The organism is Lichenihabitans sp. PAMC28606 (assembly GCF_020616535.1).
Lineage (GTDB): Bacteria > Pseudomonadota > Alphaproteobacteria > Rhizobiales > Beijerinckiaceae > Lichenihabitans > Lichenihabitans psoromatis.
The window spans coordinates 1,343,826-1,363,957 of the sequence record NZ_CP085136.1 but is presented as its reverse complement, the minus strand read 5'-3'; the positions used below and the strand labels follow the sequence as shown (position 1 = coordinate 1,363,957).

21 protein-coding genes are annotated in these 20,132 nt (G+C 62.2%); 6 read left to right on the top strand and 15 right to left on the bottom strand.

What is annotated here, in order from left to right; genetic code table 11:
• Positions 1–77: 77 nt before the first annotated feature.
• A complete protein-coding gene (locus LGH83_RS06575; RefSeq protein ID WP_227401100.1) occupies positions 78–1,031 on the bottom strand; it encodes a glutathione S-transferase family protein in 954 nt (317 codons plus the stop codon).
• A 128-nt stretch (positions 1,032–1,159) separates the two neighbouring features.
• On the opposite strand from LGH83_RS06575, the gene LGH83_RS06570 reads away from it, so the two are divergent.
• Complete coding sequence (locus tag LGH83_RS06570) at positions 1,160–1,693, top strand: gamma carbonic anhydrase family protein (protein WP_227401758.1); 534 nt, start codon at positions 1,160–1,162, stop codon at positions 1,691–1,693.
• Between the two features lie 10 nt (positions 1,694–1,703).
• On the opposite strand, the gene LGH83_RS06565 is transcribed toward LGH83_RS06570, so the two are convergent.
• The gene (locus LGH83_RS06565; protein ID WP_319799624.1) at positions 1,704–2,279 is read right to left on the bottom strand and encodes an ActR/PrrA/RegA family redox response regulator transcription factor; all 576 of its coding nucleotides are present in this window, start codon (positions 2,277–2,279) and stop codon (positions 1,704–1,706) included.
• Between the two features lie 119 nt (positions 2,280–2,398).
• Positions 2,399–3,778, bottom strand: coding sequence for an ActS/PrrB/RegB family redox-sensitive histidine kinase (locus LGH83_RS06560; protein ID WP_227401099.1), 1,380 nt, complete (start codon positions 3,776–3,778; stop codon positions 2,399–2,401).
• Positions 3,779–3,876: 98 nt separating this feature from the next.
• Between LGH83_RS06560 and LGH83_RS06555 the strand changes: the two genes are divergently transcribed.
• The 4 genes from LGH83_RS06555 (at position 3,877) to LGH83_RS06540 (ending at position 7,780) form a co-directional block, all read left to right on the top strand.
• Positions 3,877–4,656: an ABC transporter ATP-binding protein gene (locus tag LGH83_RS06555; RefSeq protein ID WP_227401756.1), complete on the top strand. Its 780-nt coding sequence runs from the start codon at positions 3,877–3,879 to the stop codon at positions 4,654–4,656.
• Positions 4,656–5,489: an ABC transporter permease gene (locus LGH83_RS06550; RefSeq protein ID WP_227401755.1), complete on the top strand. Its 834-nt coding sequence runs from the start codon at positions 4,656–4,658 to the stop codon at positions 5,487–5,489. Before LGH83_RS06555 ends, LGH83_RS06550 begins: the two co-directional genes overlap by 1 nt.
• Positions 5,490–5,640: 151 nt before the next feature.
• Complete coding sequence (locus tag LGH83_RS06545) at positions 5,641–6,912, top strand: polyhydroxyalkanoate depolymerase (RefSeq protein WP_227401098.1); 1,272 nt, start codon at positions 5,641–5,643, stop codon at positions 6,910–6,912.
• Between the two features lie 46 nt (positions 6,913–6,958).
• Positions 6,959–7,780, top strand: a complete 822-nt coding sequence (locus LGH83_RS06540) for a M48 family metallopeptidase (protein ID WP_227401097.1) — start codon at positions 6,959–6,961, stop codon at positions 7,778–7,780.
• 10 nt (positions 7,781–7,790) lie between these two features.
• Here LGH83_RS06540 and trmB read toward each other — a convergent pair whose 3' ends face one another.
• The 12 genes from trmB to LGH83_RS06480 all read right to left on the bottom strand — a co-directional run bounded on the left by trmB (position 7,791) and on the right by LGH83_RS06480 (position 19,303).
• The gene (trmB, locus tag LGH83_RS06535; RefSeq protein WP_227401096.1) at positions 7,791–8,504 is read right to left on the bottom strand and encodes a tRNA (guanine(46)-N(7))-methyltransferase TrmB; all 714 of its coding nucleotides are present in this window, start codon (positions 8,502–8,504) and stop codon (positions 7,791–7,793) included.
• Positions 8,505–8,532: 28 nt separating this feature from the next.
• Positions 8,533–9,732, bottom strand: a complete 1,200-nt coding sequence (gene metK, locus LGH83_RS06530) for a methionine adenosyltransferase (protein WP_413771116.1) — start codon at positions 9,730–9,732, stop codon at positions 8,533–8,535.
• Between the two features lie 143 nt (positions 9,733–9,875).
• Positions 9,876–10,277 (bottom strand): helix-turn-helix domain-containing protein, encoded by a 402-nt coding sequence (locus LGH83_RS06525; RefSeq protein ID WP_264479175.1) that lies wholly within the window; start codon positions 10,275–10,277, stop codon positions 9,876–9,878.
• Between the two features lie 180 nt (positions 10,278–10,457).
• Complete coding sequence (lnt, locus tag LGH83_RS06520; protein WP_227401094.1) at positions 10,458–12,218, bottom strand: apolipoprotein N-acyltransferase; 1,761 nt, start codon at positions 12,216–12,218, stop codon at positions 10,458–10,460.
• A gap of 156 nt (positions 12,219–12,374) precedes the next feature.
• Positions 12,375–13,364: a hemolysin family protein gene (locus LGH83_RS06515; protein ID WP_227401093.1), complete on the bottom strand. Its 990-nt coding sequence runs from the start codon at positions 13,362–13,364 to the stop codon at positions 12,375–12,377.
• Positions 13,361–13,867, bottom strand: a complete 507-nt coding sequence (gene ybeY / locus LGH83_RS06510; RefSeq protein WP_227401092.1) for an rRNA maturation RNase YbeY — start codon at positions 13,865–13,867, stop codon at positions 13,361–13,363. Before ybeY ends, LGH83_RS06515 begins: the two co-directional genes overlap by 4 nt.
• The gene (locus LGH83_RS06505) at positions 13,867–14,967 is read right to left on the bottom strand and encodes a PhoH family protein (protein WP_227401091.1); all 1,101 of its coding nucleotides are present in this window, start codon (positions 14,965–14,967) and stop codon (positions 13,867–13,869) included. The genes ybeY and LGH83_RS06505 overlap by 1 nt, the downstream gene beginning before the upstream one ends.
• Positions 14,968–16,305, bottom strand: a complete 1,338-nt coding sequence (gene miaB, locus LGH83_RS06500; RefSeq protein WP_264479146.1) for a tRNA (N6-isopentenyl adenosine(37)-C2)-methylthiotransferase MiaB — start codon at positions 16,303–16,305, stop codon at positions 14,968–14,970.
• Between the two features lie 207 nt (positions 16,306–16,512).
• Positions 16,513–17,406, bottom strand: coding sequence for a lysophospholipid acyltransferase family protein (locus LGH83_RS06495; RefSeq protein WP_227401089.1), 894 nt, complete (start codon positions 17,404–17,406; stop codon positions 16,513–16,515).
• Between the two features lie 98 nt (positions 17,407–17,504).
• Positions 17,505–17,987, bottom strand: coding sequence for a GNAT family N-acetyltransferase (locus LGH83_RS06490; RefSeq protein WP_227401088.1), 483 nt, complete (start codon positions 17,985–17,987; stop codon positions 17,505–17,507).
• Positions 17,988–17,991: 4 nt separating this feature from the next.
• On the bottom strand, positions 17,992–18,714 hold the full coding sequence (gene tsaB, locus LGH83_RS06485; protein ID WP_227401087.1) for a tRNA (adenosine(37)-N6)-threonylcarbamoyltransferase complex dimerization subunit type 1 TsaB: 723 nt from the start codon (positions 18,712–18,714) through the stop codon (positions 17,992–17,994).
• A gap of 19 nt (positions 18,715–18,733) precedes the next feature.
• A complete protein-coding gene (locus tag LGH83_RS06480) occupies positions 18,734–19,303 on the bottom strand; it encodes a NifU family protein (RefSeq protein WP_227401086.1) in 570 nt (189 codons plus the stop codon).
• Positions 19,304–19,500: 197 nt separating this feature from the next.
• Here LGH83_RS06480 and LGH83_RS06475 point away from each other — a divergent pair, with 197 nt between their 5' ends.
• Positions 19,501–20,091, top strand: a complete 591-nt coding sequence (locus LGH83_RS06475; protein ID WP_227401085.1) for a TetR/AcrR family transcriptional regulator — start codon at positions 19,501–19,503, stop codon at positions 20,089–20,091.
• Positions 20,092–20,132: the final 41 nt, after the last annotated feature.

Here is a 20,132-nt window from a genome sequence, read left to right as displayed (position 1 = left end):
TGCAGGGCTCCGTTGACGTCCTCATCTCACGCGGGTTGGCCGCGAAACACAAGAGGCAGGCCGTTTCCGGCGGAGTGTCACAGGTTTGGCAGATCCAAGACCGGCCCAACAGGCACAATGCCGGTCGGGTTGATGGCCTTGATCGAAAAATAGCCAGCTTTGATGTGGGCGATGCTCACCGTTTCGGAGAGACCCTCGATACCGAGCATTCGGGCCGTGTAGGCCTGCAGCTTTGGATAATCAGCGATGCGGCGCAGATTGCACTTGAAGGCGCCGTGATAGGCGGCGTCGAACCGGATCAACGTCACGAAGAGACGAATGTCGGCTTCGGTCAATTGCTCGCCGAAGAGAAAGCCGCCGGTCCCCAGGCGGCTTTCGAGATCGTCCAGCATCCCGAACACGTCGGCAAAGGCCGTCTCGTAGGCCGCTTGCGACGTCGCGAAGCCGGCCCGGTACACGCCATTGTTGAGCCGAGGATAGATCGCCGCGTTGAGAGCGTCGATCTCCGCGCGCAGGTCGTCGGGATAAAGATCGAGACTGGCCGGTGCGAGAGCCGCGAAGGCGGTGTTGAGCATCCGCACGATATCCGCGGATTCGTTGTTCACGATGGTGCCGCGCTGCTTGTCCCAGAGCACCGGAACGGTCGCACGCCCGGTAAAATGTGGATCGGCGCGTGTGTAAATCTCGTGCATGTAGCTGGCATTGCCGAGCGCGTCCGCCGTAGCGCCCGGAAAACCGCCAAACCGCCAGCCTTGGTGGCTTAGGCTCGGATTGACGATCGACAGGTCGATGAGGCTGTCCAGTTTCTTCAGTTTACGGACCATCAGAGTCCGGCAAGCCCAGGGGCAGATTAGGCCCACATAAAGATGATACCGGCCGGGTTCGGCTGCGAAGCCGTCGTCGCCGGTCGGCCCGGCTTCGCCGTTCGGTGTGATCCAGTTGCGGAAGGTCGATGCTTTCCGATCGAAGGCCCCCCGATCGTTGGCATCCTTCGGCGTCCAATCGCTCGACCACCGACCATCGATCAACATGTTTCGTCTCCTGCGGGGCATGTTGCGCCGCGCTCATGCGAGACGATACAGACTTGATCGACGCAGCGAGACGGTGAGATGGTCGATGCGACTGATCGGGAATTCCGATCGTGACCCATGAGGATCGCGTGCCGATCTACAGCCTCGACGATCACAAGCCCGTTTTGCCGCCCGTCGGCCGATTTTGGATCGCGCCCGACGCGCATGTGATCGGCCGGGTCGTGCTCGGCGAGGGTGTCGGGATCTGGTTCGGGGCGGTCCTGCGCGGCGACAACGATCCGATCGAGATCGGGCCGGAAACCAACATCCAGGACGGCGCCATTTTGCACACCGACCTGGGATCACCCTTGAAGATCGGGCGCGGCTGTACGATCGGACACCACGCCATCGTGCATGGCTGCACGATCGGCGATAACGTGCTGGTTGGAATGGGAGCAACCATCATGAATGGGGCGGTGATCGGCGCCAATTCATTAATCGGCGCGGGCGCGCTGATCACGGAAGGCAAAGCCTTTCCGGAGAATTCGCTCATCGTCGGGTCGCCGGCCAAACTGTTGCGTCGGCTTGACGACAAGGCGGTCGAAGGCTTGCGAGCCTCGGCACGCCACTACGTTGCGGCTTGGAAGCGCTTTGCCGCCGGGCTCACGCGCCTGGACGCCTAGGGTCGCGCGCTCAGCGCGGCGCGCGTTTGGCCAAAATCCGCTGCAACGTCCGCCGATGCATATTGAGGCGGCGGGCCGTTTCCGACACGTTGCGACCACAGAGTTCGTAAATGCGCTGGATATGCTCCCAACGGACACGATCGGCCGACATCGGGTTTTCAGGAAGTTCCGCCTTGTCGTGCCGGGTCGCCATCAGGGCGCTATAGATTTCGTCAGCATCGGCCGGTTTGGCGATGTAATCGAAAGCGCCGAGTTTCACTGCCGTGACGGCCGTCACGATGTTGCCGTAGCCCGTCAGGATGATCCCGCGTGCATCCGGTCGGCGTGCTTTCAATTCCGAAATGACATCGAGACCGTTGCCGTCCCCCAAACGCATGTCGATGACCGCAAATGCGGGCGGTTTCGTTGCGATCGCGGTCAAACCTTCGGCAACTGAATCAGCGGCTTCGACTTTAAAGCCGCGTGTCTCCATCGCGCGGGACAGGCGCGTGAGGAAAGGCTTATCGTCATCGACGATCAGGAGGGTTTTGTCTTCATCGCTCAGTGGCGGCAAAGCCGACAATGGCGTCTCTTGGGCCATGCTCATCAAAACGACTTTCTGATGCGAGCCATGACCGCGTGGGCCGATACGAGCCCGAAGCGATAAGATCTCGCGTTCTGTTGCACGCCCCAAGCCCTTTGTTTGGAATGGGTCTTGGAAGCGTTCTACGGCAACCGTGCCATTGCAGCAGATAGGCCGACCTTATCCTTATTTCGAGGCCCGCTGCCCCGTTCGAACGCAATTCTTGGCCACGTGATCGTGACGATCGCTCCCGTCGCGGGAACATGAGCGTTTCCCATACTCAAGCTTGCGCCGGATCGCTCGAGCAAGGTCTTGGCGATAAAGAGACCGAGACCGAGCCCCGAGCCCTCTTCAGATTTGGCGCGACGACTGGGTCCGCGCGTCGTGACATAGGGTTCTCCAAGGCGCGCAAGCACATCGGGGGAAAAGCCCGGGCCATCGTCCTCGATTGAAACGGCAACACGATCGCGCGTCCAGACCATGCGGATTTGGACCGACGTTCGCGCAAAATCGATGGCATTTTCGACCAAATTTCCAAGACCGTACAGAATACCAGGATTGCGTAAACAGACGGGCTCCGGCAGGTCGCCGCGCGCCGCGACACTGAGATCGACGCCGAAGTTGCGCTGTGGGTCGGCCACTTCCTCGATGACGTGGGGCAGCGTCATTTCCTCGAGCGGTCCGGATTTTTCATCGTCGAGCGAGGCCAGCTTGCCCAAAATCGTGCGGCAACGCCGCACCTGCTGATCCAACAAAGCCAGATCGTCTTCCACCAGCTGCATATCGAAGGTAAAGCCCGGCTTCTTTGCCAACTGGATCAATTCCTTCACGACGAGCGTGATGGTAGCCAGCGGCGTGCCGAGTTCGTGGCCCACCGCCGCCGCGATGCCGTCGAGCTGCGTCAAATGTTGCTCCCGCGCCAAAACGAGTTCGGTCGCGGCCAGAGCATCCGACAACAATCGCGCCTCTTCGGCGACACGGGACGCATAAACTCCCGTGAAGGCGGTCCCGGATATGATCGCGACCCAAACGCCGGCTGAATAGAGAAACGGCAACTCCAGTTGCTGATCCGGGAACCACGGCAGCGGAAGATGCTTGAACACCAAGATGGTGGCCGCAGCGCCCGTGAAGAGGCCGAGCAGCAGTGTCCAGTAGGGGGACAGCGAGGCTGCCGAAATCATCACCGGGGCGAGAAACAGCATCGAGAACGGGTTTTCGAGGCCGCCCGTCAGGAACAACAGGAGCGAGAGTTGCACGACGTCATAGGCCAGCAAAACCATCGCCGGCTCGTCCTCGAACCTGTGACTGACACCGAACTTCACCCGCAGGCAGACATTCAGGACGCACGAACTCGCGATCACGAGAAAGCACCAGCCGAGCGGCAGGGGGAAGCCCAGGCCGTAATGGACAACCAGCAAAGCAATCATCTGCCCGACGACCGCCAACCAGCGAAGCCGCACGAGTGTATCGACGCGCAAGCGACGAGCGGGGCGTCCGAGATCGATGGTACTCACGTCGGGCATGGTCGGTCTCATTCCGGGTTGAAGGTCGTTCATAAATCCGGCTTTTGGACCTTATCGTGAATCAGCAGCAAACTCGCACCGTTCTCTCCGGGCCCGCCATGACCCCAGCTATCGTGCTGGAAGGGGTCGGCAAGACCTACAAGTCGTCGGTCGCTGTCCGACAGATCTCATTCTCGGTGATGCCGGGCAGCGTCACCGCTTTGTTGGGCGGCAATGGCGCTGGCAAAACCACCACGATCGGCATGGTGATGGGACTGATCCTGCCGACGACCGGAACCATCCGGGTTCTCGGCGCCGACATGACCCGCGACCGCTACAGCGTTTTGCACCGGATGAACTTCGAAAGTCCCTATGTGGATATGCCGCACCGGCTGACCGTGCGTGAGAACCTGAATATCTTCGCCCGCCTCTATTCAGTTCCGGATCGCAAAGCCCGGATCACTGAACTCGCAGAGGATCTCGCTCTGGTCGAGTTTCTCGATCGGGCGGCCGGAGAGCTCTCGGCCGGGCAAAAAACGCGCGTGGCGCTGGCCAAGGCGCTCATCAATACGCCCGACGTGCTGCTGCTCGACGAGCCGACCGCCTCGCTTGATCCTGACACGGCGGATTGGATCCGCACGAAGCTCGAAGCCTATCAGCAGCGGCATCGCGCTACGATTTTGCTCGCGTCTCACAACATGGCCGAGGTCGAACGCCTGTGCGATACCGTGATCATCATGCGGAAGGGCGAGATCGTGGCCAACCATAGCCTGCCGGACCTGCTTGCACGGTTCGGCCGTGACAGCCTCGAAGACGTGTTTCTGGATGTGGCACGGGGCAGAGGGCAGGGTGCCAGCCTTCAGACGGAGCGCGCTGCTCGGGAGGATGCGAAGGCATGATGAGCGCCGACGATCTGGTATTCTCGCCGGCGCGCGCCAGCGCCATGGTGACCCGCTACCTTTATCTGCTGCGATCGTCCTGGCCGCGCGTGCTCGATCTGCTGTATTGGCCGACCGTCCAGATGGTCACGTGGGGCTTCATTCAGACCTATGTGTCGCATGCGAGCGCGGCGGGAGGGGTGGCGGCCGGGCCGATCGCGATCGGCGCAGGTACGCTGATCGGCGCCATGTTGCTGTGGGATATGCTGTTTCGCGGGCAACTCGGTTTTTCCGCGTCCTTCCTCGAAGAGATGTGGTCGCGGAATGTCGGCAACCTGTTCATGAGCCCGCTTCGGCCGTTGGAATTCGTGGCAGCCTTGACGGTGATGAGCATCATTCGCCTGGCGCTCGGCGTCATCCCGGTCACGTTCATGGCCATTCTGTTTTTCGGTTTCAATCTGTGGGGCCTCGGGCTCGCGCTCGGCGTCTTTTTCATCAATCTGATGCTGACAAGTTGGGCCGTGGGTCTGCTGGTTTCCGGCATCCTGCTGCGGAATGGCCTCGGGGCCGAGAACCTGGCCTGGACCGTGATGTTTTTGATGCTGCCGCTGGCTTGCGTCTATTATCCGGTTACGATTCTGCCGAGTTGGTTGCAACCGCTCGCCTGGGCTCTGCCGCCGACCTATGTGTTCGAAGGGCTTCGCGCTTTGCTGAACGACCATGTATTTCGGGGCGATCTGATGCTCGAAGCCTTCGCGATCAACGCGGTGTTGTTCGGGCTCGGCCTCTGGGCGTTTTTGGCTCTTCTGCAGCAGTCGCGCAAAGCCGGAACACTGCTTCAGATGGGGGAGTGACAGCGGAATGTCGCCATCCCGCCAAGTTGCTTCGGTCCCGCACATCTGCTGTGATCCCGCGTTGAAGCGATCCTGTCTCGCGCTCCCTTGGAGCAGCAGCGGTCATGCGATCGAAGCATGACGTTGCCACACTCCCGAACCGAAGGTTTCGATGAAGCTTTCCTATCAGATGTACGAAGCCGCCCATCTCGCGATGGCGCCGGCCCGGGCTTTGTCCGATGCGGCTTTTCTGTGGGCCAAGAACCCGATCAACCCGTTCTCCTATACGGCCTACGGTAAGAATATCGCCGCTGGAGCCGAGCTTTTCGAGCGGATGACGCGGCGCTATGGCAAGCCGCTCTTCGGCCTTGACCGCACCAGCATCGATGGCCGCGAGGTTGCCGTCACCGAGCGCGTCGTTTGGGACCGACCGTTTTGCCGGGTGGTCAATTTCGTCCGTGAGGGCGAGATTGCGGTTGAACGGCGCTCCAAGCTGCTGATCGTCGCCCCGATGTCGGGTCACTACGCGACGCTGCTGCGCGGCACGGTCGAGGCATTCTTGCCAGACTATGACGTGTATATCACCGATTGGTCGGATGCCCGGATGGTCCCGCTGGCGCTGGGCAGCTTCGACCTCGACGATTACATCGACACGCTCATCGAGATCAGCCGCTTTCTGTCGGGTCCATCGAGCGCGACGCTCCATACGCTCGGCGTCTGTCAGCCTGCCGTTCCCTTGATTGCCGCCGCCGCTTTGATGGGCGCCGGCAACGATCCACTCGCCCCGGCCTCAATGGTTCTGATGGGCGGACCGATCGACACGCGGCGCAGCCCGACCGCCGTCAATAAAATGGCCGAGGATCGCGGGACGGAATGGTTTCGTGCCAATTGCCTCGAGACGGTTCCGTTTCCCTATCCAGGTGCCGGACGGCGCGTCTATCCGGGTTTCCTGCAACTCTCCGGCTTCATGGCCATGAACATGGACCGGCACGTCAATGCCCACCAGGATATGTTCTACAATCTCGTGCGTGGCGATGGCGATGCCGCCGAGAAGCATCGCGACTTCTATGACGAATATCTGTCCGTCATGGATTTGACGGCGGAGTTCTACATGCAGACGATCGAGACGGTTTTCGTCCGCCAGGCCTTGCCCAAGGGCGAGATGGTGTCGCGCAACCGCCGGGTCGACCTGTCGCAGATCCGCAGCACGGCGCTGATGACCGTCGAGGGTGAGAACGACGACATTTCCGGCCTCGATCAAACGCAGGCGGCGCATGATCTTTGCGTCGGACTCCCGGCCGAGATGAAGCAGCATTACGTGCAGATGGGCGTCGGGCATTATGGCGTGTTCAACGGGTCGCGCTTTCGGAGCCAGATCGCGCCGCGGATCGTCGCCTTCACGCGCGCAATCGACGCCGGACACGGCGCGTTAACCCTTTCTTAAGACCTGTGTCGATTTTCGGTTGTCAGCAGCATCGATCGCGGAAATTATGAAAGCAGGGCTGATCGACGGGCAATGGGCCATCCGATCGACGGAGCAACTGCGTCACATGCTTCAGTTGTTCCGAAACCGGACCGCAACGCCGACCCCGGAACCCGCTTTCGTCGAGATCCAACATGGCGCTCGCCGGTATCGAATTCCGATCAAGCGTGTGAATGGTGCTCGCCGCTTCACCCTTCGCGTCAGGGCCGCCACGCTCGATGCCGTCCTGACGATGCCGAAGGGCAGTTCGCTTCGCGCCGCCAAAAGCTTTGCCGAGCGGCATGCCGAGTGGGTCGGCACACGTCTCGATGTCCTGCCGCGCAAAATTCCGTTAGCGGCTGGGTCGGTGATCCCGTTCCGTGGCGTCCCCGTGTCGATCGTGGCGCGACAGTCGCTTCGGGCTGCGGCTTGGATTGAAGAAACTTCGGCCTCTGGCAGAACCGAAACCCGCATCTGCGTGTCCGGTGACCCCGAACAGCAGCACAAGCGTGTGCTGGATCTGCTTCGCCGCGAAGCACGGCGTGATCTCGAAGCGGCCGTGATTCGTCACACCGCGACGCTGGGCAAAACAGCGCGCAGCATCACGCTGCGTGACACGCGAAGCCGTTGGGGATCCTGCACGTCGCAAGGCTCGTTGAACTTTTCCTGGCGCCTGATCATGGCGCCGCCGCATGTGCTGGATTATCTCGCGGCTCACGAGGTCGCCCATCTGGCCCATATGGACCATTCGCCGGCTTATTGGGCGGTAGCCGCACGGCTTGCCCCGGCGCTCGCGAGCGCCGAGGCGTGGCTGAAGCAAAACGGGGCTTCGCTACACCTTTACGGCTAGTGTCGGCGTCTCAAAGACGAACGAACGTCAGGTAGGCCGGTTTGCGGCCTTCGCGCTTGGCTTTGGCCTCGTAGCGGGTTTCGACCCAGGAGTGCCAGGGTTTCAGCCAATCATCCGCCGAAACGGGACGCCACGCGAAATCGGGCGAGGCGTCGATCCGCTCGATCGCCCATCCGGCATAGTCGTCGATATCGGTGGCGAAATGCAGCTCCGACCCGGACGTCATCACCCGGGCGAGACGCGTCAGCATGGCGGCGGAAATGAACCGGCGCTTACGCTGTCGGCGTTTTGGCCAGGGGTCCGGATAGAGCAGGTCGACGCCCGCGAGGCTTGCGGTGTCGAGGCGATCGATGATCTCGCCCGCATCGCCATCGTAGAGCCGCAGGTTCGGCCATGGTTCGCCGTCGAGTTGCTGGAGTAGACGAGCGATGCCGTTGCGGAACGGTTCGCAGCCGATATAGCCGATGGTCGGATTTTGCGACGCTTGCGCCGCCAGATGCTCGCCGCCGCCGAAACCGATTTCGAGCCGAACGGCGTCGACCGGATGCCCGAATAATTTGCCTTGATCGAGTGGGCCGGCGCGGTCGATCAAATAGCGCGGGAGCAGGTGCTCCATCAGGCTGGATTGAGTCTCGCGCAGCCGTCGCCCCTGGCGACGGCCATGCAGGATGCCGGACCGAAAACCAGACAGAGCTTGCGGCTCCGTCTCGTTTTCGGTTGTCATCGGCGTCAACGGTGCTTCGCTCACACGGTCAGCGAAAGTGAGCCGCAATCGTGTCGGCGATGTCGACATTTTCCCACGAAAAGCCACCCTGCGGATCGGGCGCGCGGCCGAAGTGACCATAGGCCGAGGTGCGGGCATAGATCGGCTTGTTGAGCTTCAGATGTTCGCGGATGCCGCGGGGCGACAGCTTCATGACGCTCATCAGCACGTCTTCGAGCTTGCCGGCATCGACTTGGCCTGTTCCATGAAGGTCGGCATAGATCGATAGCGGTTCGGCGACGCCGATCGCGTAGGAGAGCTGCAACGTGCAACGGTCCGCAAGGCCGGCCTTGACGACGTTCTTGGCCAGATAGCGGGCCGCATAGGCCGCCGAGCGATCAACCTTGGTCGGATCCTTACCCGAAAAGGCGCCGCCGCCATGCGGAGCCGCTCCGCCGTAAGTGTCGACGATGATCTTACGGCCGGTCAGACCGCAATCGCCATCCGGGCCGCCGATGAAGAACTTGCCGGTCGGGTTAATGTGCCAGACCGTGTCTTTGGTCAGCCATCCGGCCGGAAACGCCTCGGTGACGAAGGGCTCGATCAACTCCCGCATGTCCTCGGACGTCAGGCTCTCGTCGACATGCTGATGCGACACGACGATCTGGGTCGCGCCGACCGGAATGCCGTTCTCGTACCTGACCGTCACCTGGCTCTTCGCATCCGGGCCGAGCCGCTTTTCAGCGCCGGAGCGCCGGGCTTCGGACAGGTTCTGCAGGATCTTATGGGCATAATAGATGGGAGCCGGCATCAGCTCCGGCGTCTCGCGACAGGCATATCCGAACATGATGCCCTGATCGCCGGCCCCTTCGTCCTTATTGGCAAGAGCATCGACGCCTTGCGCGATATCGGCCGACTGCGCGTGCAGCAGAATTTCGACCTTGGCGTTCTCCCAGTGGAAACCGTCCTGTTCGTAGCCAATGTCCTTGATGGCGTGACGCGCGGTCTGTTCAATGACGCTCGGGTCGATTGCCGGACCACGAACCTCTCCCGCGATCACCACGCGGTTGGTTGTCGCCAGGGTCTCGCACGCCACGCGGATCTGGTAGGGATCGAGGCCGGCCTTCTCGCCTTCGCGGAAAAACAGGTCGACCACTTCGTCCGAAATGCGGTCACAGACTTTGTCGGGATGGCCTTCGGACACCGACTCACTGGTAAAAAGATAGCTTGCGCGTGCCACGTATTGCATCTCCTGAAATCACGCAGGCGAACGCGCATGGGTTCACGCAATCCTCCCGCCTCACATCACGAGAAGCTGGCAGGCACCGTTCTTTTGGTCAAGCGATAACGAAGAATTTGTTCGTTAAAGAGAACGATGCGTGCTTTGCCGCATCACTCCTGGACCGGCAACGCATCCGAGAGGGAGGTTGCTGTGGCCGTCTTGGCCTCTCCCTCTTGATCCGCCAGAGCCACGACGAGATCGACGATCTTGCGTCGGACCTTTGCGCTTTTGATCTTCGCAAAGGCTTTGTTGAGAAGCAGACCATCCGAACTCGACAGGAAATCCACGACTCCAGAGGACCCGTCCTCGGCAAATCCAGCCGTTCCCGACGCCGCGCCCGGCATGTCATCGAAGAAGAAGGCCGGCTTTACGTTCAGGATATCGGAGATGTGCTGAAGCCGACTCGCGCCAATGCGATTCGTGCCCTTTTCGTATTTTTGAACCTGTTGAAACGTAAGACCAAGGGCGTCGCCAAGCTTCTCCTGGCTCATCCCAACAAGCATCCGCCGCATTCTCAAGCGGCTGCCGACGTGTCTATCGATGTTGTTTGGGCTCTTCGTCAAAAATCGCCGCTCCAAGTCAGCGCGTCGGATCCGTAACAGTCTATAACGACTCTGGATAGAGGCTTTATTAGGGACTTTCGCGATCCACTCTCTAGATAGAAAATAAAGGGAAATCAACGCCTATAGCGGTCAAGGACGGGCTATCTTCCGTTGCGTCAACAACCGTAATAATGCTGCCGATACAGCAAACCCAAACAATAAAATCAGAGAAGCTGCATTTCCGACCCGAGCGAAAAGTGTCGACGATAAGGCAGTCGGAAGCGCGCCATCGATCACATCCTCGGCGCCGAGGGGGAGCGATGCCAAAATCCGGCCGTGCGCGTCGACGATGGCCGAGATGCCCGTGCTCGCCGATCGGATGAGCGGCAGACCTTCTTCGATGGCACGCAGCCGCGCCTGCGCGAAATGCTGGTACGGACCAGCCGTGAAACCGAACCAGCTATCGTTCGTGACATTGAGCAGAAGGCCCGGCCGGGACACTCCGGCGGCAGCCGGAGGAACGACGTCGCCCGAGAAGATGGCCTCGTAACAGATGATGGGCGCAACAGGGGGAAGGCCCGGCACAGTGAGCAGCCGCCGGTCCGTTCCGGCCTGGAAGCCGCCCGGAATCGAGACGAAATGCTGGATCCCGATCGCGTTCAGGATGCTCTGAAGAGGCAGGAACTCCCCGAACGGCACGAGATGTACTTTATCGTAGCTATCAAGGATGGTGCCGGTGCCATCAACAACCTGAACGGCGTTGAAATAAAGGGCGGTCTTGCCGCCGGCGACGTCCGGCGGTCCCGGCTCGGCCCGTGCCGCGCCCGTGATCAGCACCGTCTTGTCCGAGAGAACATCGCCGATCGTGACGAGTGCTGCCGGATCGCGAGACAACAGAAACGGGAATGGCGATTCGGGCCAGATCACATGCGTGACCCCGGCTAATCCATCGGGCTGACCCGAGGTGATGCGCTGCGACAGCGTCAGATAATGCTGGAGGATCGCGTCCTTATGCGCGTAGCTGAAGTCGGAATCGATCGCAGCATTGGGTTGAACGATCCGAAGGTGGACGCCAGCGACGCTGCCGTCGCCCGGTCCCGAGAGGCGAAGGGCGCCATAGAAGGCGATCGCCGCCACGAAGAGGAGGGCCAGCGCCGACGGGCCGATGCGGCGTGTCGAGGGTCCAGCGTCTCCGAGGGTGGCAGGGGCCGCCGCCGTGACGACGGCCAGCAGTGTCAATCCGTGCACGCCGATCAGGCTCGCGACTTGCGCCAGGACGAGATTGTCGCCCAGTGCCATGCCGAACTCGTTCCAAGGAAATCCGGTCAACAACGTGCCGCGCAGCCATTCCGCGACAAGCAGGCAGCAGGCGAGCGTGAAGAGGCGGCCTGGTCCCGTCGACCAGAACAATCGAGCCAGGGCGAAGCCGACGGCGGTATAGAGCGCCAAATAAGCCGGAAGCCCCAAAACGCCGAGAGGCAAAAGCCAGGCGAATTTGTCGGGTTCGACCAGGAAGGCGGAACCGAGCCACCAGAGACCAGCCACGAAATAACCGAAGCCCCACCACCAGCCCGTTTCGGCCGTCTTCAGGACCGATCGGCTCAGACCGACTCTCGATGTCGCTGCGACGCCGGGGGGGACGGAGCCGTCGAGCAGCCAGACGGCCACGACCATCGGGATGATCAGCGCCGGGACGAGATCGACGGGTGCCATGGCCAAGGCGCCAGCGCCACCGGCCAACAGAGCAAGAAAGCGACGCGACCAGCCCGTCGATCGTGCCACGCGTTGCGCGATCCGCTGAATCATCGTGTTCGGAAGTCCCGATTGCGGCGGAACGAGAAACCGTCGCACACCCGGTTCGACATCGTGTCGATCGACCGTTGCGCCACCGAGCGGCTGAATGCGCCCCAACGATCGTCAAGCTTCGTGATCATGAAGGCGGGTGGTAGCGCATGACACTCAAATGTAAACAGTGCAGCCGCATGATCCGTCGCATCGAGCCACAAGATCGATCGTTTGTGATCGGTCGGCGGTCGCCAAGGCCGACGTCAGTGGCGGACCACCGGTCTATTTGGCCTCGTCGGACCCGGTATCATGTGGCGCCCCAGCCGCGGGAGGGGTTGAACCAACGACCGCCATCGTCCGGACGATTCTGACCCGTTTGACGCGGCGAGGGTCGGCATCGAGGATCTCGAACTCCACACCGTCCCGAGCTTGAACGATCTCGCCGCGTCCGGGGACATGGCCAGCCAGCGCGCTGATCAGACCTCCGAGCGTATCCACCTCTTCGGCGTCGGCATCTTCGGAGAAATCGACGCCGATTGCTTCGGACACCTCGTCGAGACCAGCACGGGCATCCGCCACATGGGAGCCGTCGAGCGCCAGCACGATCTTGGGACTTTCGCTTTCGTCATGCTCGTCTTCGATGTCGCCGACGATCATCTCGACGATATCCTCGATCGAGACCAACCCGTCTGTGCCGCCATATTCGTCGATCACCAGCGCCATATGGGTGCGGAAAGCCTGCATGCGGACCAGAAGGTCGAGCGCCTGCATCGAGGGGGGCACGAACAGCACCGGCCGCAGGATATCGGCTTCTTCAAGGGTCCGACCCATGCTTGCTTCGCCCAGATCGACGAAGGACGGAACGTCGAGCCCGGCCGGAACCGCCACATATTGAACAAAGTCGCGGATGTGGACCATGCCGCGCGCGTCGTCCAACGTATCGCCATGAACCGGAAGCCTCGAGTGGCCGGCCGTTCGGAACACGGTCAGGACTTCGCCGAGCGTCATGGTCAAGCTGACCGAGATGATGTCGGCGCGGGGCACCATGACGTCGGCGACCCGTAATTCATGCAGGCCAAGCACGTTGCGGAGCATCGAACGCTCCTGCTGCGAGAAGACGCCAGCCTCATCGGTATCGTCCAGCGCTTCCTCGATATCGTCTCGGATCGACGCATGCGACAGACCGAACAACGACCGTAGGCGCTCGATCATGGACGGAGCGGGCGAACGTTTGTCGCCGCGCTCGCCAGGTTCTCGTTCATGAGCGCTCATGGTCGCGCCACCTCGTCGACTTCGGTTCCCGCATAGGGATCGCCGATGCCGAGATTGGCTAAAATCCGTGTTTCGAGTTGCTCCATCGCCTCGGCTTCATCGGCTGTTTCATGATCATAGTCGATCAGATGCAAGAATCCGTGCACCAGCAGGTGGCTCACATGGTCGGACAAGGTCTTGCCATCCTGCTCGGCCTCGCGGCGCGTCGTCTCAAACGCGACAGCGATGTCGCCGAGCAACTCCGGACCGTCAATCCCCTCAGGCTGGGCCGCTGGAAACGAGAGCACGTTGGTGGGTTTGTCCTTTTGGCGCCACTCTCGATTGAGAACTTTGATCGCGGCGTCGTCGCAGAACAGAATGGAGACTTCGGCGCCCTCCGGAGCATCGAGATCGACAGCCGCAGCCGCGCCGTCGATGCTTCGCCGGACAATCGCCTCGAGATCGGGCAGGACCGACCATCCGGGACTATCGATCGCGATATCGATATCGATCTCGATCGTCATCAATTGGCGCCACTCTGCTCGGAAACCTTGCGACCGGCCGCTTCGTAGGCCGCGACGATGCGGCGAACGAGATCATGCCGCACGACATCCCCTTCCCGGAAGCGAACATGCGCGATGCCCTCAACGCCGGACAGCAGGCTGATTGCTTCGCTCAGGCCAGACTTTTGGCCGGACGGCAGATCGGTTTGGCTCGGATCGCCGTTGATGATCATGCGTGATCCCTCGCCGAGACGGGTCAGGAACATCTTCATCTGCATGCTGGTCGTGTTCTGCGCTTCATCGAGCAGCACAACCGCATTGGTCAAGGTTCGGCCGCGCATGAAGGCCAATGGTGCGACTTCGATCATGCCGGTCTGCATGCCACGCTCGACCATTCGCGGGTCCATGAAGTCGTGCAGCGCATCATAGACGGGGCGTAGATAGGGATCGATCTTCTCGCGCATGTCGCCCGGCAGGAAGCCGAGCCGCTCGCCCGCTTCGATCGCAGGCCGCGAGAGGATCAGCCGCTCGACGACACCACGCTCGAGAAGCGAGATGGCATGGCCGACCGCCAGCCATGTCTTGCCGGTGCCGGCGGGGCCTTCGGCGAAGACGAGTTCGTTGCTCTTCAGTGCACGCAGATAGACATCCTGGGCGGCCGTCCGCGCTTTGACCGATCCGCGCTTCCGCGTGCGGATCTCGTCGAAGACAGGCCGTTCCGGATCGAGGTCCTTCGGAAACAGAACGCCCTGAAACGCTGTCTCTTCAACTGCACCGTCCACATCGCCAAGGCTGACCTTACGGCCTTGCTTCACCTGCTCGTAGAGCGTCTCGAGCACGCGTCGGGCATGATCGCAAGCGTCGGGCGAGCCGCGCAGCGTCACATGATTGCCGTTCGCGGTTGCGACCACGCCCAGTCGGCGCTCGAGCTTTGCGATGTTTTGGTCATATTGCCCAAAGACAAGCGAGGTCAGACGATTGTCCTCGAAGGTGATCGCCACCTCGGCGGCTGCCGCATCCGGCGTCGGCACAACCGCTGGTGGAGAGGCGAATGCCGCAACAGCCGGAAGGCCATCGCGCGTATGGCGGCGAGGCGTAATGGGTCGCTCTGGGGCTCTCATTCAGGATCCTTGTGCGGCACGGCTAGGCGGCTCGGCCTCGGTGAGGGTGCCGAACAGAGAGTTAGGTCCGAGCGCCGTGATCTCAACATCACGGACAGAACCGATCAGCGCCGGGTCTGCGTCGACCTGAACGGGCTGCAGATAGGGTGACTTGCCGACGATCTGGCCTGCGTGGCGGCCGATCTTTTCGAACAGCACCTGCATCACGCGCCCGACGCAGGCGGCATTGAAGGCTTGGCGCTGCGGGTCGACCACGGCCTGCAGGCGGGCCAACCGATCCCGCTTGATCGCTTCGTCGACATGCCCCTCGAGGCCGGCGCCCGGCGTTCCCGGACGCGGCGAATATTTGAAAGAGAAGGTCGAGGCGAAACCGATCTCGCGAATGAGATCGAGCGTGGCCTCGAAATCCGCGTCCGTCTCGCCCGGAAATCCGACGATGAAGTCGGATGAGAGCGCGATATCGGGCCGTGCGGCGCGCACCCGCGCGATCTCGGCGCGGTAATCGGCGACCGTATGTTTCCGGTTCATAGCCGCGAGGATACGGTCCGACCCTGATTGCACGGGCAGGTGGAGGAACGGCATCAAAGCCGGGATGTCGCGATGCGCGTCGACGAGGTCGGCTGCCATGTCGTTGGGGTGGCTGGTGGTGTAGCGGATGCGGAGAATGCCCGGCATCGCCGCAATGGCGCGGACGAGCCGCGCGAGCGACCAAACCGAGCCATCTTGCGCGACACCGTGATAGGCGTTGACGTTCTGGCCGAGCAGACTGACCTCCCGCACGCCCGCGGCCGTCAGGCCCGCGATCTCGGCCATGACCTGCTCAGGGCTGCGGGAATATTCCGCGCCACGCGTATAGGGCACCACGCAGAAGGTGCAGAACTTGTCGCAACCCTCCTGCACCGTTACGAATGACGACAAGCCACGCGATCGGGTCTTCGCTTCCGCCGGTTGCGGCAGGGCTGCGAATTTGTCGTCCGCCGGGAAGTCGGTGTCGAGCACCTTGATGCCCCCGCGGGCACGCGACACGAGATCGGGCAGGCGATGATAGCTCTGTGGTCCGACCACGAGATCGACAGCCGGCTGCCGTCGCAGGATCTCGGCGCCTTCGGCCTGAGCGACGCAGCCTGCGACCGCCAGCGTGGTCGAAAGCCCAAGCGAGGCCCGATCGGACTTGAGATCGCGGATCTTGCCAAGCTCGGAGAACACCTTCTCGGCCGCGCGTTCGCGGATATGGCAGGTGTTGAGGATGATGAGGTCTGCTTCCTCGATGGTCGCCGTTTCGAGAAAGCCCTCGGGCGCGAGCACATCCGCCATGCGCCCCGCGTCATAGACGTTCATCTGGCAACCAAAGCTCTTGATGAACACCTTGCGGACGCCTGCGTCTGCGGCATTCGGGGCGATGGCACGAAGCGGGGGGCCAGACCGGGATCTGGCGGAAACGGGAATCGGTTCGGTCATTACCTCTGAGGGGCCTCGCGGGGTGTGGTTGCCGGTCGCCCCGCATGTCGAGAGGCGCTCCGATGCACCACCATCGTGGCGTTCATCCTACGCTGTTTCCACGCCGATGAGAACAGCTTGTGGCAAGCCCGTTGCATCGGCCGTGCCTGCGCTGGCCGCTGCGGTTTCGGCGCGACGGGTGGGGCGGCCCAACAATGCAAATCCGGTGATTGTTCGAACCGCGCGCTCGGCTTGAGCGCCGACGCGCTTGCGATCGCTGCTCCGGCTGACCGCAATGGCTCGATCGAACTGGATGTCGCAATCGATCGGGCCGCCCGTCACCATGCCCCAGAGATGGGGCAGAAGGGTCATGTCACCATACCATGCGATCCGATGCCGACCGTGGCGGCCGAGCGGCATGCCGCTGCTGCGCGTATAAGCGATCGAGACGGGCTGGACCGCGATATCATCGAGCGAGGCGTCGAGTTGCAACGCCACTTTGGCGGCCTCGAAATGCGAGGTCAAAAACCGCATGATTCGGTTGCCGTCGCCGGTGGTGCCTTCGGCGAACAAGATGACGCTGCGCCGTTCAAGGAGCGCGAGCGCGATGCTACGGTTGGAGGCCGGGATGCCTCGCCGCCTTGTCCGGTCGATAAAGATCGCGCCTTGCGACTTGGCCAGCCGCCCGAGGATCGGCCAGGTGCCGACCTCGCGCTTGGCAATGAAGCAGACCGGCTCGTAGCAACCCATCGCCGGAATATCGAGCCAGGAGACGTGGTTCGGCACCAGCAGGCGAGGCCCACTCGCGGGGGATCCGACGAAATGCGGTCGCAGGTTCACGATCCAGCACAACGAGCGGCAGAAAAGAACCGGGATCCGCCGGGCGATCCGCCAACCGAACCGTTGAGCCAGCAGCTGCAGCGGAGCCAGAATTGCGAGCGCGCTCACGAGGACGACGACCAGCAGTGCCAGCCTGAAGATACCCGCGACGATTCGCTCCATGGTTGCCACCCACCGATAAGCCTGCGCGACGCCTCGCCCCGCAACAGGCGTCAGCTTAGGGATCGACCTCTAAGGCATTGTGACAGGCCCGGCCGGAATCAGCCGATCGATCGGCGCAGAACGAGAGCCGCTCCCGCGACCTCGCCCGGCTTCGCCGTGTAATAAGACGGCCGCCGCCCGACTTCGGTGAATCCAAAGGCTGTATAGAGCGCGCGCGCCGCCCGGTTGTTTTCTGCGACTTCGAGAAACAAGACGGCGATGCCGGTGCTCCCGAGGTGGCCGAGATGTCGCTCGAGCAGGGCCCGCCCGATGCCACGTCGGCGGGCCGTCGTCGCGACCGCGATGGTGAGGATTTCGGCTTCGCCCGCCGCACCGCGCGACAAGACGAAACCGAGCAACTTTCCCGATTGACCATCGTAAGCCACGTCCCCGAACGACGACGATGCGGCGATCAGACGTTCGAAGTCGAAGCTCGACCACCCATGCGAGAAGCTCGCGCCGTGCAGGTCCGCACAGTCGGCGGCATGACCGACACTCAGTGGTGTGACGATGGGGCGTGTCGCACGTCCGAAGAGCGCCACGGATCTACTCGACGCGGGCGATGACGCCGTTGGTTTGCGGCTTGGCGTCGGGCGGGCGGATGTAGAAGGGGCGGGGGAGGGCGCGGACCGGATCGGCCAGCAGGCCGAGCCGCGCCACGAAGCCAATGTCTGGCGTCATGCTTTTCTCGTCGATTTCGGCGTTGATGCCGAGCGACCAGGCTTCGATGGCCAGCATGGTGGCGCCCGACCCGACCAGCCGGATCGGCCCTTGGCCCACGGCGCGAATGGCCTCCTTGACCGACAAGATGGTGGCGCCGAGTTGGGTACCCCCATCGACCGAGAAACTCTGCACGTAGACATTGCCGTGATGTGCGTCGATGGCGGCCACGATGGTGGGCCGAAACCCCGATGCGATCGCCGGAGCCGCGAGAGCCGATAGCGTCGAGACGCCCACGACCGGAATTTTGCAGGCGAGACCGATGGCCCGGGCGGCCGCGACACCGACGCGGATGCCTGTGAACGAGCCGGGCCCGATCGTGACCGCGACCCGTGTCAGCGCCGCAAAGCCGCCGTCGATCTGGGACACGACGCGATCGATCAACGGAACCAGCGCTTCCGCATGGCCTCGCGCCATCGCCATCGATTCGAAAGCGATGGGCGCGGGTTCGCCGACACGCGAGACACAGGCCGAGACGGCCGACAACGACGTGTCGATTGCGAGAACCAAATCCGGCGACGTTTCGTCCACAGCCGCCGTTTCGGTCATTCTTGGTCCTGCCTTGCGATCAGATCTGCTCGACGGCTTGAACGGCCGGCACGAAATGCTTCAATAAATTCTGGATGCCATGCTTCAGCGTCGCGGTCGAGGACGGGCAACCCGAGCATGCGCCTTTCATGGTCAGGTAGACGATGCCGTCCCGATATCCCTTGAAGGTGATGTCGCCGCCGTCGCCGGCAACGGCCGGGCGAACGCGCGACTCGATCAGTTCCTTGATCGTATCCACGGTTTCGACATCGTTCGGATCGAAAAATTCCTCGTCGCTCTCGTTCGAAATCGCAGTGGTGTGAACGCCCTCCTCGGTCAGTGGCGCGCCGGAGGTGAAATGCTCCATGATGGCGCCGAGGATCGCTGGCTTCAGGTGGGGCCACTCGCCGCTCGCCTTGGTGACCGATACGAAATCGGCCCCATAGAACACACCCGAAACGCCGTCGATCGAAAACAAGGCGCGCGCCAGTCCCGACTGCTCGGCTGCCTTCGCGTCGCGGATGTCGAGCGTGCCGGCCGGCATCACGGTGCGGCCGGGCAGAAACTTCAAGGTCGCGGGGTTGGGCGTGGTTTCGGTTTCGATGAACATGAGGTCCTCCAGCCGGTTCAAAGCCGGCCTTCAGCTTGAGAAATGTCGACTGCTCGAGGAGCAGGCGCGGTTTGAGATATGGCCGCGGAGCGCCTCAAAATCAATCAACTTGCGAGGTTTGCGGCCCGACGACGCAATCTCGCCACTCGACGCGATTTCCCATTCAACTTATTCCTGAATTGGCGATTGGATAGAGTATGGCGAGACCACGGGAATTCGACACAAATGACGCGCTGATGAAGGCTTTGACGCTGTTTTGGCGCAATGGCTACGAGGGCACGTCGATCACCGATCTGACCGGCGCGATGTGCATCACGCGGCCGAGCCTTTACGCAGCTTTCGGCAACAAGGCGGATCTGTTTCGCAAAGCCATGCTCCTCTATGAGCGGAGCTACCTGAGCTTCGCGGCTGAAGCTCTCGACGAGCCGACGGCTTATCGTGTCGTTGAACGGCTCCTCGAAGGCCACGCCGATCTCGTCACGGCGCCGCGTAACCCCAGCGGATGTTTCGGGATCAACGGCGCCTTGGCCTGTTCGGAGGAAGGGGCCGACATCCAACGCGACCTGGTTGCGCGGCGTCGCTTTACGGAACTCGCGTTGCAGGAGCGTCTGGACCGCGCGGTGCGCGAGGGAGATCTTCCGCCCGGCGTGGTCCCGTCGGACCTTGCTCATTTTATCACCACGGTGACTCAGGGCATGGCGGTTCAGGCCAAGGCGGGTGCCACGCGCCAGCAACTCACGGCGTCGATCCGCATGGCCTTGCGGTTGATGGCGCCGACGCCCCGGTAGACGGCGGCTTGTTTCTGCCCGGGCGGGGAGGCCGAGCCGTG

Coding starts and splice junctions, on each gene's coding strand:
- LGH83_RS06575 (WP_227401100.1), bottom strand. CDS start 1,031: ATGTTGATCGATGGTCGGTGGTCGAGCGATTGGACGCCGAAGGATGCC.
- LGH83_RS06565 (WP_319799624.1), bottom strand. CDS start 2,279: ATGAGCATGGCCCAAGAGACGCCATTGTCGGCTTTGCCGCCACTGAGC.
- LGH83_RS06560 (WP_227401099.1), bottom strand. CDS start 3,778: ATGCCCGACGTGAGTACCATCGATCTCGGACGCCCCGCTCGTCGCTTG.
- LGH83_RS06555 (WP_227401756.1), top strand. CDS start 3,877: ATGACCCCAGCTATCGTGCTGGAAGGGGTCGGCAAGACCTACAAGTCG.
- LGH83_RS06550 (WP_227401755.1), top strand. CDS start 4,656: ATGAGCGCCGACGATCTGGTATTCTCGCCGGCGCGCGCCAGCGCCATG.
- LGH83_RS06545 (WP_227401098.1), top strand. CDS start 5,641: ATGAAGCTTTCCTATCAGATGTACGAAGCCGCCCATCTCGCGATGGCG.
- LGH83_RS06540 (WP_227401097.1), top strand. CDS start 6,959: ATGAAAGCAGGGCTGATCGACGGGCAATGGGCCATCCGATCGACGGAG.
- trmB (WP_227401096.1), bottom strand. CDS start 8,504: ATGACAACCGAAAACGAGACGGAGCCGCAAGCTCTGTCTGGTTTTCGG.
- metK (WP_413771116.1), bottom strand. CDS start 9,732: ATGCAATACGTGGCACGCGCAAGCTATCTTTTTACCAGTGAGTCGGTG.
- LGH83_RS06525 (WP_264479175.1), bottom strand. CDS start 10,277: ATGCGGCGGATGCTTGTTGGGATGAGCCAGGAGAAGCTTGGCGACGCC.
- LGH83_RS06515 (WP_227401093.1), bottom strand. CDS start 13,364: ATGAGCGCTCATGAACGAGAACCTGGCGAGCGCGGCGACAAACGTTCG.
- ybeY (WP_227401092.1), bottom strand. CDS start 13,867: ATGACGATCGAGATCGATATCGATATCGCGATCGATAGTCCCGGATGG.
- LGH83_RS06505 (WP_227401091.1), bottom strand. CDS start 14,967: ATGAGAGCCCCAGAGCGACCCATTACGCCTCGCCGCCATACGCGCGAT.
- miaB (WP_264479146.1), bottom strand. CDS start 16,305: ATGAACGTCTATGACGCGGGGCGCATGGCGGATGTGCTCGCGCCCGAG.
- LGH83_RS06495 (WP_227401089.1), bottom strand. CDS start 17,406: ATGGAGCGAATCGTCGCGGGTATCTTCAGGCTGGCACTGCTGGTCGTC.
- tsaB (WP_227401087.1), bottom strand. CDS start 18,714: ATGACCGAAACGGCGGCTGTGGACGAAACGTCGCCGGATTTGGTTCTC.
- LGH83_RS06480 (WP_227401086.1), bottom strand. CDS start 19,303: ATGTTCATCGAAACCGAAACCACGCCCAACCCCGCGACCTTGAAGTTT.
- LGH83_RS06475 (WP_227401085.1), top strand. CDS start 19,501: ATGGCGAGACCACGGGAATTCGACACAAATGACGCGCTGATGAAGGCT.